Source organism: Flavobacterium magnum, from assembly GCF_003055625.1.
In the GTDB taxonomy this organism is placed as follows: domain Bacteria; phylum Bacteroidota; class Bacteroidia; order Flavobacteriales; family Flavobacteriaceae; genus Flavobacterium; species Flavobacterium magnum.
The window spans coordinates 2,135,352-2,148,494 of the sequence record NZ_CP028811.1 but is presented as its reverse complement, the minus strand read 5'-3'; the positions used below and the strand labels follow the sequence as shown (position 1 = coordinate 2,148,494).

Below are 13,143 nucleotides of genomic sequence, written 5' to 3'. Positions count from 1 at the left end.
CCACCAGCATTCACTGATAGTCCAAAATGTAATACATATGGAATTGCAGTTTTCAGGAATGATCCCCGGGAAAGGGGACTGATCTTTTCAAGGACCGGTTCCGGATCTAAAATTGTTTATTGGTACCCAAATGTATGAAAAAAACCATTCTTTTCATTGGGCGCATTAAAAAATATATGATTGCGACGCACTCTAATGCGAAACGCTGTGGGGTTATTGCTTCTCGGTAAGGTATTTCCAATACCGCCTGGGCACGTGCTGCAGGTGAAGCTTCATGTTCTTTCTGGCGGGTATGTTGGTACTTTTAAAATAATCCTGCCACAGCACCGCATACAGGCTTTCTTTGTTGTGCAGCAGCCCGTCGGTGTCACCTTTACGCAGTTCAGGGGTGTAAGACATTGTAATTTCCGAAACCGATTGCAGGTCGTAATACAACCCATAATGTCGTCTGAGGTCATAAATAATCCATTGCTGGTCGGCATAACGGTTTTTGAAGAAATTGGCGATCAGGGGCAACACGTTATAGTCGGGCTCCACCGTGGCATAGAACATGCCGTCGATGGTTTCCTGGAACCGGATGAACGCTTTCATGCGGTGCCTCTCGCGGTTGACGCTGCGGTCCATTTTGGAAATGGCCATCACCGACGGGTGTCCGTAATTTTGTTCCGCCCCTTTGGGATTGTCAAAAATGTAACGGCAGAAATCAAACAGATGCTGTGCCATTTCAGGCACTTCAGAAAGGTATGATTTGTAGAACCGGAGCTGCCAGTCACTTCCTATCTTCTTCCCCAATCCTTCCCAAACGCGTTTTGCCTTGGCATCATCACTGAAAATATCAACCGCCGATTCCAGCAATCCGGGCTGGTAATGCGATTGCGGCACGATTTTCACCGCGCCGGGTTTGGTTTCATAAAATTCGAATACCGCAGTCAGCAACCCTTCAAGACTGCCGTCAAAAACAAAAACGGTCATCAGAATAAAGTAAGTTGGTTTTGCGGGACCTTCAGGTATTTGCTCTGGCTTTCTGACAGGATTTTTTGTTTTATCATAAAACCATCGGGCTCATTGAGTTGGAAAACGCTGTCCGCGCATCGGATAAAATACCTTGCGCGATTGTAGGCAATACCCATCTGCCGGAGCTGGTCTGAACGCAGTCGGCCGAACTTCCTCGCCATAACAATCTTTTTGGCAGAACCTACCCCAATGCCGGGAACGCGGAGAATCATCTTATAATCGGCGGTGTTGATGTCAATCGGAAACGACTCCATATTGCGGAGCGCCCAGCTCAATTTAGGGTCAATATCGACATCGAGGTGCGGATTGTCCTTATTAAGAATTTCATGGACATCAAATCCGTAGAAGCGCATCAGCCAATCGGTCTGGTATAAACGGTTTTCACGAAGGAGCGGCGGCTGACTTCCTATGACAGGCATTCTCGTATCATAACTGATGGGGATATAGCCGGAATAATAGACGCGTTTCAGGTCAAAGTTCTTGTAGTACTCGTTTGCGCTGTACATGATTTCCATGTCGGTTTCGGGGGTTGCCCCTATCACCATCTGGGTACTCTGCCCAGCAGGCACAAATTTGGGCGTGCTGCGGATGAGTTTCTTTTCATCTTTGAGGGCGATGATGCTGTTTTTTATGAAGCCTAACGGTTTCTTCACATCCTCATGCGACTTATCAGGCGCAAGGAGTTTTAATCCTGATTCCGTCGGCATTTCGAGATTGATGCTCATCCTGTCGGCGTATAATCCGGCTTCGGTAAGCAACTCCTCACTTGCCCCGGGAATCGTTTTTAAATGAATGTATCCGTTGAAGTTATTTTCAAGCCGGAGTTTCTTGGCAATGCGCACAAGCCGTTCCATAGTGTAATCGGCATTCTTGAAAATCCCTGAACTCAGGAAAAGGCCCTCAATATAATTGCGACGGTAGAAACTCATGGTAAGTTCCACGACTTCATCAACGGTAAATGCGGCGCGCTTTACATCATTGCTTTTTCTGGATACACAAAATGCGCAATCGAAAATGCAGTGGTTTGTAAGCAGGATTTTCAGCAGCGACACGCAGCGTCCGTCTTCCGTATAAGTATGGCAAATTCCGGAACTGCTGGCATCACCGAGTCCCTTAGTCGTGTTTTTGCGGTTGCTACCACTTGATGAGCAGGAGACATCATATTTTGCGGCGTCGGCGAGGATTTGCAGTTTTTCACGGATTCTTTCGGACATTCTCTCACAGTTTAAGGCGGATTCAATTGATAAAAGTAGTTATGATAAACCAGTTTCCCATCTTAACAACCGTTAAAAATCTTTCAAAAAAAATACCGCCTTAAAAAAGCGGTATCAGTACATTTTGGTCCTGCCCTTCGAATAACTGCTGAGACCCAGAAAAAAATAGACAAGGCAGTACCTTATCAATCCTGTCAGCAGCAAATAGACGCCTGTAATGGCAAACAGGTCATCCAAAAGTTCGTCGGGGCTTACATCTGTAAAGGACAATATAAGTAATATTGATCCCAAAATAAACCTGACAATCATGTCAGATTTGCCGACATTTTTTTTCATGTTTGTGTTTAGTTTTTTGGTTTTGTAGAATTATTTCTACAAAGCTAAATTAACAAAAATTTCAAACAAACAAAAAAAACGCTGGGAATAAGTTATTTATGGCTGCACGGTGTCACCCTGCCACTGCATGAAGCCGCCCATGAGGTTAAAGGTGTTGGCAAAGCCCAGTTGCCCCATAATATCACAGGCCTGGCTGCTCCTGCCGCCCGCCTTGCAATACACATAATAATTCTTTGATTTGTCGAGCGCTTCGAGTTCGTAGATAAAACCCTGCCCTTTGTAGATATCAATCATTATGGCATTTGGGATGATGCCTTCATTGCATTCGTCCTCCGTCCTTACATCGAGGATAACGGCGTTTGGATCGGTTTCGAGTTGTGACGCCCATTCATTTTGTGATAAATTCATATAACGGTTTTAATTGCTTTACGCCTTGATTGAACAGCCGATGGCCTTGGTTTCCTTTACGGGGATGTCTTTCTTGCCAAGCAATGCATCCACGGCATTTTCGACATATTTTTGCTTTACGGCCGATTCATCCTCATAATTGTCGTCGATAGCGCCGATATATTTTACTACCAATGCCTTTCCTTCTTTCTGCAAAACATATACATGCGGCGTTTTGGTAGCGCCATATTGCGGGTAAATTTTCTGTCCGTCGTCAAAAAGGTATGGGAATGTGAAGCCTTTCTCCCTGGCGCGGACCTTCATAAGTTCGAAACTGTCGTCCTTCTGTTTGGCAGGGTTGTTCGGATTAATGGCAATCACAGGATAACCCTTGGCCTCATATTTTTTATCCAGCGCAATAATCCGGTCTTCGTATGCCTGAGAAAACGGACAGTGGTTGCAGGTAAAAATGACAATAAACCCTTTAGCCGATTTAAAATCCCTGAGCGAGACCATTTTATCGTCAACGTTCCTGAGCGTGAAATCTGTCGCCGTATCCCCCACCTTGTATCCACTGCCGGCAGCCTCCCTTATCGTAAATGCACTGGCCCCGGTGACTACGATGGCCAGCAAGAGCATTGTAAATCTGTTCATGATATTTAATTTATAAATTGTTTCAATTCTTTCTCCAAAGTTTCAAATGTAAAGCTTTGCTCGTAAAATTTTCTTTCGGTTTTGTTAAAGATTATCGTGGCTGGTATGGCACCTGACCACGTAGGATCCACCTTCCCTATCCATTCATTTGCGTTTGGGTCATCGAGAAAAAAAACCTCTGATTTAAGTTCCTTCCGCCTGATGAAAGGAAGCAGGCTGCTTTCTATCTTTTTCCTCATATCAAGGCTTACAAGCAGTACCTTCACTTTCCGGTTGTTGTAAACCCGATGCAATCTCTCAAAATGTGGCAGCTCTGCCACGCAGGGCGCACACCAGGTGGCCCAGAAGTTTACGACATAAGTGGTGTCATTTTTCTTATTCAGGAAATACTCCAGTGACCGAAAATCGTATGCCGGGACTTTCACTCCATCCTTCTCATAAACTCTCAGCGGTTTCGGCTCTCCGGAATCCGGAATCGCCCGTACCCGGATGAATGACAACGGTAGCAACATCAGGAAAAACGCCAGGATCTTCGTCATCTCAAATTTTTTCAGGACAATAAAAGTACCCAATTCAAACGGCCACTACATGCATTTAACAAAAATTTAATACACTGTTGTATATACAAATGAAATCTTTTGCAATACATTTGTACCTACAAATATTGTTGCAACAATTATGACAATCGAAGAAGTGATCAAATCAAAGTCAGCCTTGCCTTTACACAAAAAGGTGATTTTGAATATTTTGTATACACAAAATGTCGTTTCTGAAAAATTCGCCGAAATCCTGAAACCGTTCGAAATTTCCGTAGAGCAGTTTAATGTCCTTCGCATCCTGCGCGGACAGAAAGGCTGCCCCGCGAATATGTTCCTGATCCAGGAGCGTATGCTGGCCAAGACCAGCAACACCACGCGGCTGGTCGATAAATTGTTGCTGAAAGGCCTGGTGACGCGTGAAGTATGTCCCAACAACAGACGCAAGATGGAAGTCGCCATTACGGCGAAAGGGCTCGAGCTACTCGGGGAACTCGACCCCCGCGTCGAAAACCATGAAAAAAACTTTGCCGTCAACATGACGCATGAGGAACTGCAGCAGCTCAATACGCTGCTCGAGAAATTCCGGAATACCGATGCATTCAAACACTAATCTTTTATCAATTTTAAACAATAACTAAATTACTTTACAATGAAAAATTTTAAAACAATCGCTATCGCACTGATCGTCGCTCTTGGCACTGCCGCCATGACCGCCCAAACAAAAAAAGTGGACACCAAAAACAGCCAGATTGCCTGGGTGGGTAAAAAAGTGACCGGCCAACACTCCGGAACAGTGAACCTGAAAGACGGTGCACTGGAATTTAAAAACAGTAAACTGACCGGCGGAAGCTTCACGGTAGACATGAATTCGATTGCTGTAACCGACCTGAAAGCGGGTGAAGGAAAAGAAAAACTGGAAGGACACCTGAAAGCCGATGACTTTTTCGGCACAGCAAAATTCCCTACAGCATCCCTGAAATTCAAGACCGTCACTGCAAAAAAAGGCAACAATTACACCGTGACTGCTGACCTGACCATCAAGGGCATCACCAAGCCGGTAACATTTGACATTGCCGTTGCCGGTAACAAAGCCAGCACAGCATTTAAAGTAGACCGCACAAAATACGGCATCGAATACAAATCAGGAAGCATTTTCTCCGGTTTGGGCGATGCAGTAATCAACGACGAATTCGAATTGAGCGTATCGCTGCAGTTCTAATCCCCGAAAGAAATATTGCAAATGAACCCCGGCGTTTTCGTCGGGGTTTTCTTTTTTTCAGGGCGTGTCCGCGTTGCGGAAACCCTCGGTAAGTGCGTGTTCCCGCGGCAACGCGGCCGGGCTCTCCGCGGTGCGCGGCACCTTGCTGCGATCCCTCACGCGACCCCGGCATCCCATCGACAGCCCTTCACTGTGAAGTTTCCCAAAATAATTACTTCTTATATTTACGCCATGAAAATCCTCCTGATCGACAACTACGACAGCTTCACGTACAACCTAAGCCACTACCTGGAAGACCTCGGCGCCGAGGTTACCGTGTGGCGCAACGATGAATTTGAGCTGGAAGACGCCGCGGCATTTGACAAGATCGTACTCTCACCCGGGCCGGGACTGCCTGCAGAATCAGGTTTGCTCATGGCCGTCATCCGCACCTATGCCGCGACAAAAAGCATACTCGGCATTTGCCTTGGGCAGCAGGCCATCGCCGAAGCCTTTGGCGGCAGCCTGGTCAACCTCGAGAAAGTGTATCACGGCGTTTCGTCCAATATTACCATCACGGTCGCCGATGAACCCCTATTCACCAATATCGGGGAAACGATGGCAGTGGGGCGCTATCATTCGTGGACCGTAAACAGGGATCTCCCAGACTCGCTCGAAGCCACTTCAACCGATGAAGATGGAGAAATCATGTCGCTGCGCCACCGAACGTTGGACGTAAAAGGCGTGCAGTTCCACCCTGAAAGCATCCTCACACCCAATGGAAAGCTGCTCCTTAAAAACTGGCTGCACAGCTGACGGTTTTCATTTTTAATCAATATTTCAGTTGATATAATAGTGCATTAATATCTGTTTTTCAGTAATATAAATACATGCAATAGATTATGTCTATTGCGTGAATTCACATGAAATTTACGTTTGTAACGTACCGCAACCGACATTTCCCAGCCGTTAAAAAAAAGTTAATGATATTTTAAACGATTGTTTAATTTAAACAAATGTTTAATTTTGTTGCCGGATTTTTACCGCCTCAAAATGACGACTGATTTCAATGACAAACAGATGCGCATCCTTCAGGTCGCAGAACAGCTTTTCGCAGAAAAAGGTTTCGACGGCACTTCGATACGAAACATAGCCAGGGAAGCGAAAATCAATATCGCAATGGTTTCCTACTACTTCGGCTCTAAGGAAAAGATGCTCGAAGCTCTGATCATCTCGCGCATATCGGACCTCAAGATCCAACTTGAGAACCTGATCCGTGAACCGCTCACTCCCATAGAAAAAGTCGACAGGCTCATCGAGCTGTACATCGCCCGCATGCACAAGAACCGCTGCATTTACCAGATTGTCCACTTCGAGCTTTCCAATAAAAAGCGCGAGGTGAACCTTAAGTCATTCACAGATGTCAAGCGGAAGAATTTTGAATTCCTCCGGGAAATCATCAACGAGGGCCAGGAAAAAGGCGTGTTCCGTAAGGACGTCAACATCTACCTGATCCCACCCACAATCCTGGGCACGTATTTCCATTTCCGGATGAACCGTCCGTTGTATGAGGAGTTGCTCGGCCTTGACACAGACGAATCATTCGAAAATTATATCAAAAACGACCTTTGCAAACACATCAAGCAAACCATAAAAGCTTTATTGACCAATGAAAACCAGTAAATTAATACTTCCTGCGCTGCTGCTATCCGGGTGGTTTTCCGCGCAGGCGCAACAAAAAACAAGCCTCTCGCTGCACGATGCGGTACAGCTGGCGCTGTCAAAAAATGAACAGTCCCTTTTAGCCGATACCAAAGTCCGCACCCGCGAATACGACCTCGCCGTCGTAAAAAACAACCGCTACCCCGATTTCAAGCTTTCCGGGCAATACCTTCGACTGACCAACGCGGACGTTAAGCTGAAGTCGAGTGACGAGGCGTCGACCGATCCGAATGCCGAGCCGGCTTCATCGCCGAAAGTAAACCAATTGGTCATTGCGCAGGCAAACGCCAACATGCCCATCTTTTCAGGATTTAAACTCAGGCACAGCATTGCAGCGTCCGAAAATCTATACAAGGCGGAGAAAGCGAGCGCACAGTACACCAAGGAGGAAACGGCCATGCGCGTGGTGCAATATTACGCTGACCTTTACAAGGCCCAGAAGTCAGTGGAGTTGCTCAGGGAAAGCTTAAAAAGCAGCCAGCAACGGGTAACCGACTTCACCGCGCTGGAAACCAACGGCATCATCGCGCGAAACGACTTGTTGAAATCGCAGCTTCAGGAATCGCGTATCCAGCTTTCGCTCGACGATGCGGAGAAGAACGTACGTATCATTAACTACAACCTGGTCACACTTTTAAAGCTGTCACCTGAAACACTTATTGAAGTGTCACCCGACAACCTCGACCCCGATCTTTTTTCAAAAACCATCAAATCGGAAGGAGAAGCGCTCGCAAACAGGAAGGATCTGGAAGCGCTGGATTTTGAGCAGAAAGCTACCGAATCGAGCATCAAGGTTGCCAAAAGCAATTACTACCCTTCGCTTTCGCTTGTGGGTGGCTATGCCTTCATCGATCTGCAGAATGTCGTGCGCGTTGAAAATGCGATGAATATCGGTGTGGGATTATCGTACAACCTGAGCTCATTGTTTAAGAACAGCAAAGATGTGAAGGCGGCACGCTCGCGCTCTGAGGAAGTCAGGCTGCAGCAATCCATCCTGACAGACCGGATTAAATCACAGATTGTGGCAGCGCGCGAGGATTACGACCTTTCGGTGAAACAAAACCAGGTGTATGCCGAGGCGGTGAAACAGGCCGATGAAAATTACCGCATCGTGAAAGACAAATATGATAACGGACTTTCAGACACCAACGACCTGCTTGAAGCCGACGTAGAAGACCTTACCGCAAAAATAAACCAGGCTTACGCCAAAGCGAACATGGTCCTGAAATACTACGAACTGCTTGATGCCACAGGCCAATTAACTCAATCCTTCAACCTAAACTAACAATATCATGGAAAAGAAAAAGACCAATAAGAAATTCATAGCCATCCTGAGCATCCTGATTATTGCAGGTGTGACCTACGGCGTTTTCAAGTACGTGCACTCGCTCAAACACGAGGAAACCGATGACGCCCAGATTGAAAAAAATATGAATCCGATCATCCCTCGTGTGACCGGCTATGTGACCAAAGTGTACGTGAAGGATAATGATTTCGTGAAGAAAGGCGACACGCTCTTTACAATCGACAACAGCGATTACGTCGTAAAGCTCGAGGACGCAAAGGCGGCACTGGCAGCAGCGGAAGGGAATTACGATGTCTCAAAAGCCGACGTAGGCAGTGCGCAGGCAAACGTGTCGGTTTCAGAAGCCAACGTACTTTCTGCGGGCGGGAATATTGAAACCGCACGCATACGGCTGACACGGGCCACCAACGACTTTGAGCGCTACAACAACCTGTACAGGAACCATTCGATTACAAAGCAGCAGTTTGAACAGGCTGAGGCGGCGAAACTGGAAGCAGAGAACCAATTGAAAATCCTCCAGCAGCAGCAACGCGCCAGTGCATACCAGAAATCGGTCACCATCGCGAAATCGAATGTCAGCAGCAAACAGACGTCCGTGGCCGCGGCGAATATCAAACGCGCGCAGGCGGCTGTTGATGCCGCAAAGTTAAATGTGGATTATACCGTGGTTACCGCTTCAGTCGACGGCCAGATTTCAAAAATCGGCATACAGCCCGGGCAGGTCGTGCAGCCCGGACAGTCGCTGTTTTACATCATCAGCAACCAAAACCCCTGGGTAATTGCCAATTTCAAGGAAACCCAGCTCAATAAGATGGTCGCAGGGCAAAAAGTCACCGTTAAGGTCGATGCTTATCCGGACACTGAATTTACAGGAACAGTGGCTTCGTTCTCCCCTGCTACCGGCGCGCGTTTCTCAATTCTGCCTCCGGACAACGCAACAGGTAACTTCGTAAAAACAATCCAAAGGCTTCCCGTCAAGATTACACTGGATGCCGGGAATGATGCCGGAAAAATAAAATTGCTGCGGCCGGGGATGAATGTGGATGTCGATGTGCATTTAAATTAAGTATGCAGACACTGGCCTTGCCGCATTGGCAAAAAACAGGGCTCCTAAGCGTTAAACCTTAACCCAAAAACCATGGTTAAAGAAGAAAATGATTTGGTCGAATACGGCTTCAGGCGGGTAATCATTACCATTACGGCCGTGCTGTGCGCGCTGCTGGAGATTGTCGACACGACGATTGTAAACGTAGCGCTCACCGACATGCGCGGCAGCCTTGGCGCCACGCTGACCGATGTGGCCTGGGTGATCACCGCCTACGCCATTGCCAACGTCATCGTCATCCCGATGACGAGTTGGCTCTCGCAGCAGTTCGGGAGGCGAAATTACTTCGCCGTGTCCATCGTGATCTTTACGATCTCATCCTTCCTTTGCGGAAACGCCGGCAACATCTGGGAACTCGTGGTTTTCCGTTTCATACAGGGACTTGGAGGCGGCGCACTGCTTGTCACCGCACAAACCATCATTACCGAAAGTTATCCGGCAGCCAAACGCGGCATGGCACAGGCCATCTATGGTATGGGTGTCATCGTCGGACCTACGCTCGGGCCGCCTTTAGGTGGCTATATTGTCGAACATTATTCATGGCCCTACATCTTTTACATCAACATCCCGATTGGAATTATTGCTGTAATACTCACACTGAGTTTCGTGCGCAGTCCCAAATATGGCGAGAAACTCAAGGCGAATCAGGTCGATTGGATCGGGATCCTCCTGCTCATGGCTTTCATCGGGTCGCTGCAGTTTGTCCTGGAGCACGGGCAGCAGGATGATTGGTTTGATGATCCCCTGATTACAGGCCTCAGCGTCGTATCCTTATTCGGTTTGATCTTATTTATCTGGCGGCAGCTTACATACCAATATCCTATCGTGAACCTCAGCGTACTCAAGGACAGAAACCTGCGCGTAGGGACATTTATGTGCTTCATCCTCGGTTTCGGACTGTACGGGTCTACACTGGTGATCCCGATTTACACCCAGCAAATATTGGGATGGACTGCCACAGACGCCGGATTGTTGCTGATTCCGGGTTCGATTACCACGGCTTTTATGATGCCGATTGTCGGAAACCTGATCCAGAAGGGTGTGCCCCAACCCTACCTGGTAGCCGTCGGCTTCCTGATTTTTTTCTTTTTTACATTCTCTATGCACAACGCCATGACACCCGATACCGGCGTAGAACATTTATTCTGGCCACTGATCATGCGTGGCATCGGATTGGGACTGCTATTTGTCCCGATCACCACAATGGCGCTGTCTACCCTGCAAGGGAAAAGCATCGGCGAAGGTGCCGCGTTTACCGGCATGATGCGCCAGCTTGGGGGATCATTCGGGATTGCGATCATCACAACGTTTATTACAAGATATACGCAAAAGCACCGCGTGGATCTGGTGTCGCACCTCGATGGCAGCAGGCTGGAAGTACAGCAGCGCATCAGCGGCATGCAACAGGCCTTTATGTCTAAGGGATTTTCGTCCAGCGAAGCACTTGCGAAAGCCCACCAGGCATTGGACTACAACGTGTTAAAACAGGCGACAGTGCTCTCTTACATGGACGTTTTTCTATATCTGGGCATCCTGTTCCTGTGTTGCATCCCGGTTATCCTATTTGTGAAAAGAGGAAAAAATAAGGTGGATTTGTCTGAAGCCGTGCACTAAGCAGACCTGCAGTACAAAAGATTTTTACGATTTATGAAATGGAAATGGAAGAAGCCGGGCGTGAGTCCGGTTTTTTTTAATGTCTGTCAGCGTAACCCGCCAATGCGATGAAAAAATCGGACCAGTTCACACCGCCGCCATTTTTACCCATCCTCACAATCACGACGTTTTTTTCGGGATTTACATAAATATACTGCCCGAGAATGCCTTCAGCCATAAAATCCCCGTTTGCCGAGGGCAGCCACCATTGGTACTTATAATAATCCGCGCCGCCTTCGGTGGTATCTGCTTTTGTCGATTCCTCTACCCATTTGCGGGAGACGATCTGCCTGCCGTTCCATGCGCCTTTATTGAGGTAGAGTCGGCCGATTTTGGCAAAATCCCGCGCGCGGGCATTAATACAGCAGAACGCCTTTTCCGTCCCGTTGTTCTTTTTGTCGATACTCCACGAACCATCGTACTCCATCTCGAGCGGTGTCCATAATTTTTCCTGGAAATATTGCGTGACCGTTTTTCCCTTCAGGGCGCTTGCCAGAACTTCCCCCAACAGCTGCGTATTCCCGCTCACGTAGTCGAAAGTCTTTCCGGGTTCGCCTTTTAGCTTAAGTTTGGACACTTCACGCTTCAGGTTCCGTCCATAATAAAAGGAAGCCGCTTCACCGAACGGGTTAAAGTAACTCTCACTGAAATCCAGCGCCGAGGTCATCTGCAGCAAATGCTTTATAGTCACTTTCCCAAAGCCGTTCTTTTCGAGTTCAGGAAGGTAATGCGTCACGGGTTCATCAACCGACTTGATCAAACCATCATCAATCGCACAGCCGATAAGGATCGACGTCACGGATTTGGCCATCGAAAATGACGGTATGATACTTTCCCGATTGTATCCCTTGAAATACTTTTCATACTGTATCGTATCATTCCTGATGATCAGGAACGCGACGGTGCTGTGGCTTTCGAGCAGCCGGTCAAGCGAAATGGAATCCTTTCGGTTGCCCACCTTAATGGCTTTCGGATATTTCCCGTTTGAAGTCGAATCAAACCTGAATTTCCTCTCATGGCTCACCAACGCCCGCGATGGAAACTTCTTGTAATCTTTGATATCGGCGAAATTGTAGACCACAAACCGACCGAGTTTACACGATGACAATACGACCGCAAGGATCATGAGGAGGCCCACCCTGTGCCATTTTGTATAATTCATAGATGTTTTTTTACGAACCCATTGGGTTTAAGTTAAATGTGCCCTGGTACGTCCAATGCGACACCAGTCCGATCAGGAACGCCAAAAGCAACACCACCTCAACGCACATGAAAAGGTACATCAATGCAATCCTGCAACCCATAGCGAAACCGGAATAATCGGCGCGGAAGGCGTTTATATAAGCATAGGCCACATACATCATCGTAAGGACTACCACTGAAATATCAACCGCCGTGGCGAAGCCTTCACTAAACGGAATCACGAGGTTAATATAATAAATGAGATGCCCGACCATCGAAATCAACAGCATCCCTAACAAGACCATCCCCGCAATAATTGCGTGTTCACTCAGGTTCAGTCTTCTCCGGCGGAATACGATAAAGCTGTTCAACGCTGACAACGGCACAAAAAGGAAGATCAGGATTTTACTCCTCTGGGTATAAATCTGGTCCAATGCCTTATTTGCTTCCGTCTGGTGAGCAGGATCCGGTACGGCTTCCCCAATCCGGCTGATCAGCAGTTCACTGTAAAAATGGCGCACAAACAGCAAAAGTCCGAGCGTGATCAACACCAGGTAAAACACATTGTAATACCGTATCCGCTTCCCGGAAATATAATCGAGTGCGGCCTTCCCCGGACGCGTCAACGCCTGCCGGGCCGTAAACAGCATGCCCTTATCGATATGGAATGTACCATGCAACAGGTCATGGAATATAAAATGCTGGAAAGAAATCCGGTGTGTGTCAGCTTTCTGGCCGCAGCCGGCACAAAATTTATCTGTTAACACCTTATCGCAGTTGAGGCAGTTTTTACCAGTCATGTATCAGATTGCTTTAAGGCGAAGATATTGAAA

The 13,143-nt window shown here is 47.5% G+C and carries 15 protein-coding genes; 7 read left to right on the top strand and 8 right to left on the bottom strand.

All coding sequences use genetic code 11. From position 1 onward, the window contains the following. Positions 1 to 213: 213 nt before the first annotated feature. The 6 genes from HYN48_RS08955 to HYN48_RS08930 form a co-directional block, all read right to left on the bottom strand. Positions 214 to 972: a TIGR03915 family putative DNA repair protein gene (locus tag HYN48_RS08955; RefSeq protein ID WP_108370817.1), complete on the bottom strand. Its 759-nt coding sequence runs from the start codon at positions 970 to 972 to the stop codon at positions 214 to 216. Then, positions 972 to 2,228, bottom strand: a complete 1,257-nt coding sequence (locus HYN48_RS08950; RefSeq protein ID WP_108370814.1) for a putative DNA modification/repair radical SAM protein — start codon at positions 2,226 to 2,228, stop codon at positions 972 to 974. The genes HYN48_RS08955 and HYN48_RS08950 overlap by 1 nt, the downstream gene beginning before the upstream one ends. A gap of 114 nt (positions 2,229 to 2,342) precedes the next feature. Beyond that, entirely contained in the window at positions 2,343 to 2,564 is a 222-nt protein-coding gene (locus tag HYN48_RS08945) for a YgaP family membrane protein (RefSeq protein WP_108370812.1), read from the bottom strand. Between the two features lie 96 nt (positions 2,565 to 2,660). Next, on the bottom strand, positions 2,661 to 2,972 hold the full coding sequence (locus tag HYN48_RS08940; RefSeq protein ID WP_108370810.1) for a rhodanese-like domain-containing protein: 312 nt from the start codon (positions 2,970 to 2,972) through the stop codon (positions 2,661 to 2,663). 18 nt (positions 2,973 to 2,990) lie between these two features. Beyond that, entirely contained in the window at positions 2,991 to 3,605 is a 615-nt protein-coding gene (locus tag HYN48_RS08935; protein WP_108370808.1) for a thioredoxin family protein, read from the bottom strand. Between the two features lie 5 nt (positions 3,606 to 3,610). Beyond that, positions 3,611 to 4,144, bottom strand: a complete 534-nt coding sequence (locus tag HYN48_RS08930) for a TlpA disulfide reductase family protein (RefSeq protein ID WP_108373507.1) — start codon at positions 4,142 to 4,144, stop codon at positions 3,611 to 3,613. A gap of 139 nt (positions 4,145 to 4,283) precedes the next feature. On the opposite strand from HYN48_RS08930, the gene HYN48_RS08925 reads away from it, so the two are divergent. From HYN48_RS08925 to HYN48_RS08895, 7 genes are all read left to right on the top strand, one after another. After that, the gene (locus HYN48_RS08925) at positions 4,284 to 4,754 is read left to right on the top strand and encodes a MarR family winged helix-turn-helix transcriptional regulator (RefSeq protein ID WP_108370806.1); all 471 of its coding nucleotides are present in this window, start codon (positions 4,284 to 4,286) and stop codon (positions 4,752 to 4,754) included. A gap of 39 nt (positions 4,755 to 4,793) precedes the next feature. After that, complete coding sequence (locus HYN48_RS08920) at positions 4,794 to 5,363, top strand: YceI family protein (protein ID WP_108370804.1); 570 nt, start codon at positions 4,794 to 4,796, stop codon at positions 5,361 to 5,363. 231 nt (positions 5,364 to 5,594) lie between these two features. After that, positions 5,595 to 6,158 carry an anthranilate synthase component II gene (locus tag HYN48_RS08915; RefSeq protein WP_108373505.1) on the top strand — a complete coding sequence of 188 codons (564 nt, stop codon included), beginning with the start codon at positions 5,595 to 5,597 and terminating at the stop codon, positions 6,156 to 6,158. Between the two features lie 237 nt (positions 6,159 to 6,395). After that, positions 6,396 to 7,025, top strand: a complete 630-nt coding sequence (locus HYN48_RS08910) for a TetR/AcrR family transcriptional regulator (RefSeq protein ID WP_108373503.1) — start codon at positions 6,396 to 6,398, stop codon at positions 7,023 to 7,025. Then, the gene (locus HYN48_RS08905; RefSeq protein ID WP_108370802.1) at positions 7,012 to 8,349 is read left to right on the top strand and encodes a TolC family protein; all 1,338 of its coding nucleotides are present in this window, start codon (positions 7,012 to 7,014) and stop codon (positions 8,347 to 8,349) included. Before HYN48_RS08910 ends, HYN48_RS08905 begins: the two co-directional genes overlap by 14 nt. A 7-nt stretch (positions 8,350 to 8,356) precedes the next feature. Continuing rightward, on the top strand, positions 8,357 to 9,436 hold the full coding sequence (locus HYN48_RS08900) for an HlyD family secretion protein (RefSeq protein ID WP_108370800.1): 1,080 nt from the start codon (positions 8,357 to 8,359) through the stop codon (positions 9,434 to 9,436). Positions 9,437 to 9,508: 72 nt separating this feature from the next. Further along, entirely contained in the window at positions 9,509 to 11,089 is a 1,581-nt protein-coding gene (locus HYN48_RS08895; protein WP_108370798.1) for an MDR family MFS transporter, read from the top strand. Between the two features lie 76 nt (positions 11,090 to 11,165). Here HYN48_RS08895 and HYN48_RS08890 read toward each other — a convergent pair whose 3' ends face one another. Then, complete coding sequence (locus tag HYN48_RS08890) at positions 11,166 to 12,290, bottom strand: serine hydrolase domain-containing protein (RefSeq protein WP_108370796.1); 1,125 nt, start codon at positions 12,288 to 12,290, stop codon at positions 11,166 to 11,168. 10 nt (positions 12,291 to 12,300) lie between these two features. Beyond that, positions 12,301 to 13,110 carry a DUF3667 domain-containing protein gene (locus tag HYN48_RS08885; RefSeq protein ID WP_108370794.1) on the bottom strand — a complete coding sequence of 270 codons (810 nt, stop codon included), beginning with the start codon at positions 13,108 to 13,110 and terminating at the stop codon, positions 12,301 to 12,303. Positions 13,111 to 13,143: the final 33 nt, after the last annotated feature.

Excerpts from the sequence above, each read along its gene's own strand:
- HYN48_RS08910 (WP_108373503.1), top strand. The coding sequence starts at position 6,396 with ATGACGACTGATTTCAATGACAAACAGATGCGCATCCTTCAGGTCGCA.
- HYN48_RS08945 (WP_108370812.1), bottom strand. The coding sequence starts at position 2,564 with ATGAAAAAAAATGTCGGCAAATCTGACATGATTGTCAGGTTTATTTTG.
- HYN48_RS08930 (WP_108373507.1), bottom strand. The coding sequence starts at position 4,144 with ATGACGAAGATCCTGGCGTTTTTCCTGATGTTGCTACCGTTGTCATTC.
- HYN48_RS08895 (WP_108370798.1), top strand. The coding sequence starts at position 9,509 with ATGGTTAAAGAAGAAAATGATTTGGTCGAATACGGCTTCAGGCGGGTA.
- HYN48_RS08920 (WP_108370804.1), top strand. The coding sequence starts at position 4,794 with ATGAAAAATTTTAAAACAATCGCTATCGCACTGATCGTCGCTCTTGGC.
- HYN48_RS08955 (WP_108370817.1), bottom strand. The coding sequence starts at position 972 with ATGACCGTTTTTGTTTTTGACGGCAGTCTTGAAGGGTTGCTGACTGCG.
- HYN48_RS08890 (WP_108370796.1), bottom strand. The coding sequence starts at position 12,290 with ATGAATTATACAAAATGGCACAGGGTGGGCCTCCTCATGATCCTTGCG.
- HYN48_RS08935 (WP_108370808.1), bottom strand. The coding sequence starts at position 3,605 with ATGAACAGATTTACAATGCTCTTGCTGGCCATCGTAGTCACCGGGGCC.
- HYN48_RS08905 (WP_108370802.1), top strand. The coding sequence starts at position 7,012 with ATGAAAACCAGTAAATTAATACTTCCTGCGCTGCTGCTATCCGGGTGG.
- HYN48_RS08915 (WP_108373505.1), top strand. The coding sequence starts at position 5,595 with ATGAAAATCCTCCTGATCGACAACTACGACAGCTTCACGTACAACCTA.
- HYN48_RS08940 (WP_108370810.1), bottom strand. The coding sequence starts at position 2,972 with ATGAATTTATCACAAAATGAATGGGCGTCACAACTCGAAACCGATCCA.
- HYN48_RS08900 (WP_108370800.1), top strand. The coding sequence starts at position 8,357 with ATGGAAAAGAAAAAGACCAATAAGAAATTCATAGCCATCCTGAGCATC.
- HYN48_RS08885 (WP_108370794.1), bottom strand. The coding sequence starts at position 13,110 with ATGACTGGTAAAAACTGCCTCAACTGCGATAAGGTGTTAACAGATAAA.
- HYN48_RS08950 (WP_108370814.1), bottom strand. The coding sequence starts at position 2,228 with ATGTCCGAAAGAATCCGTGAAAAACTGCAAATCCTCGCCGACGCCGCA.
- HYN48_RS08925 (WP_108370806.1), top strand. The coding sequence starts at position 4,284 with ATGACAATCGAAGAAGTGATCAAATCAAAGTCAGCCTTGCCTTTACAC.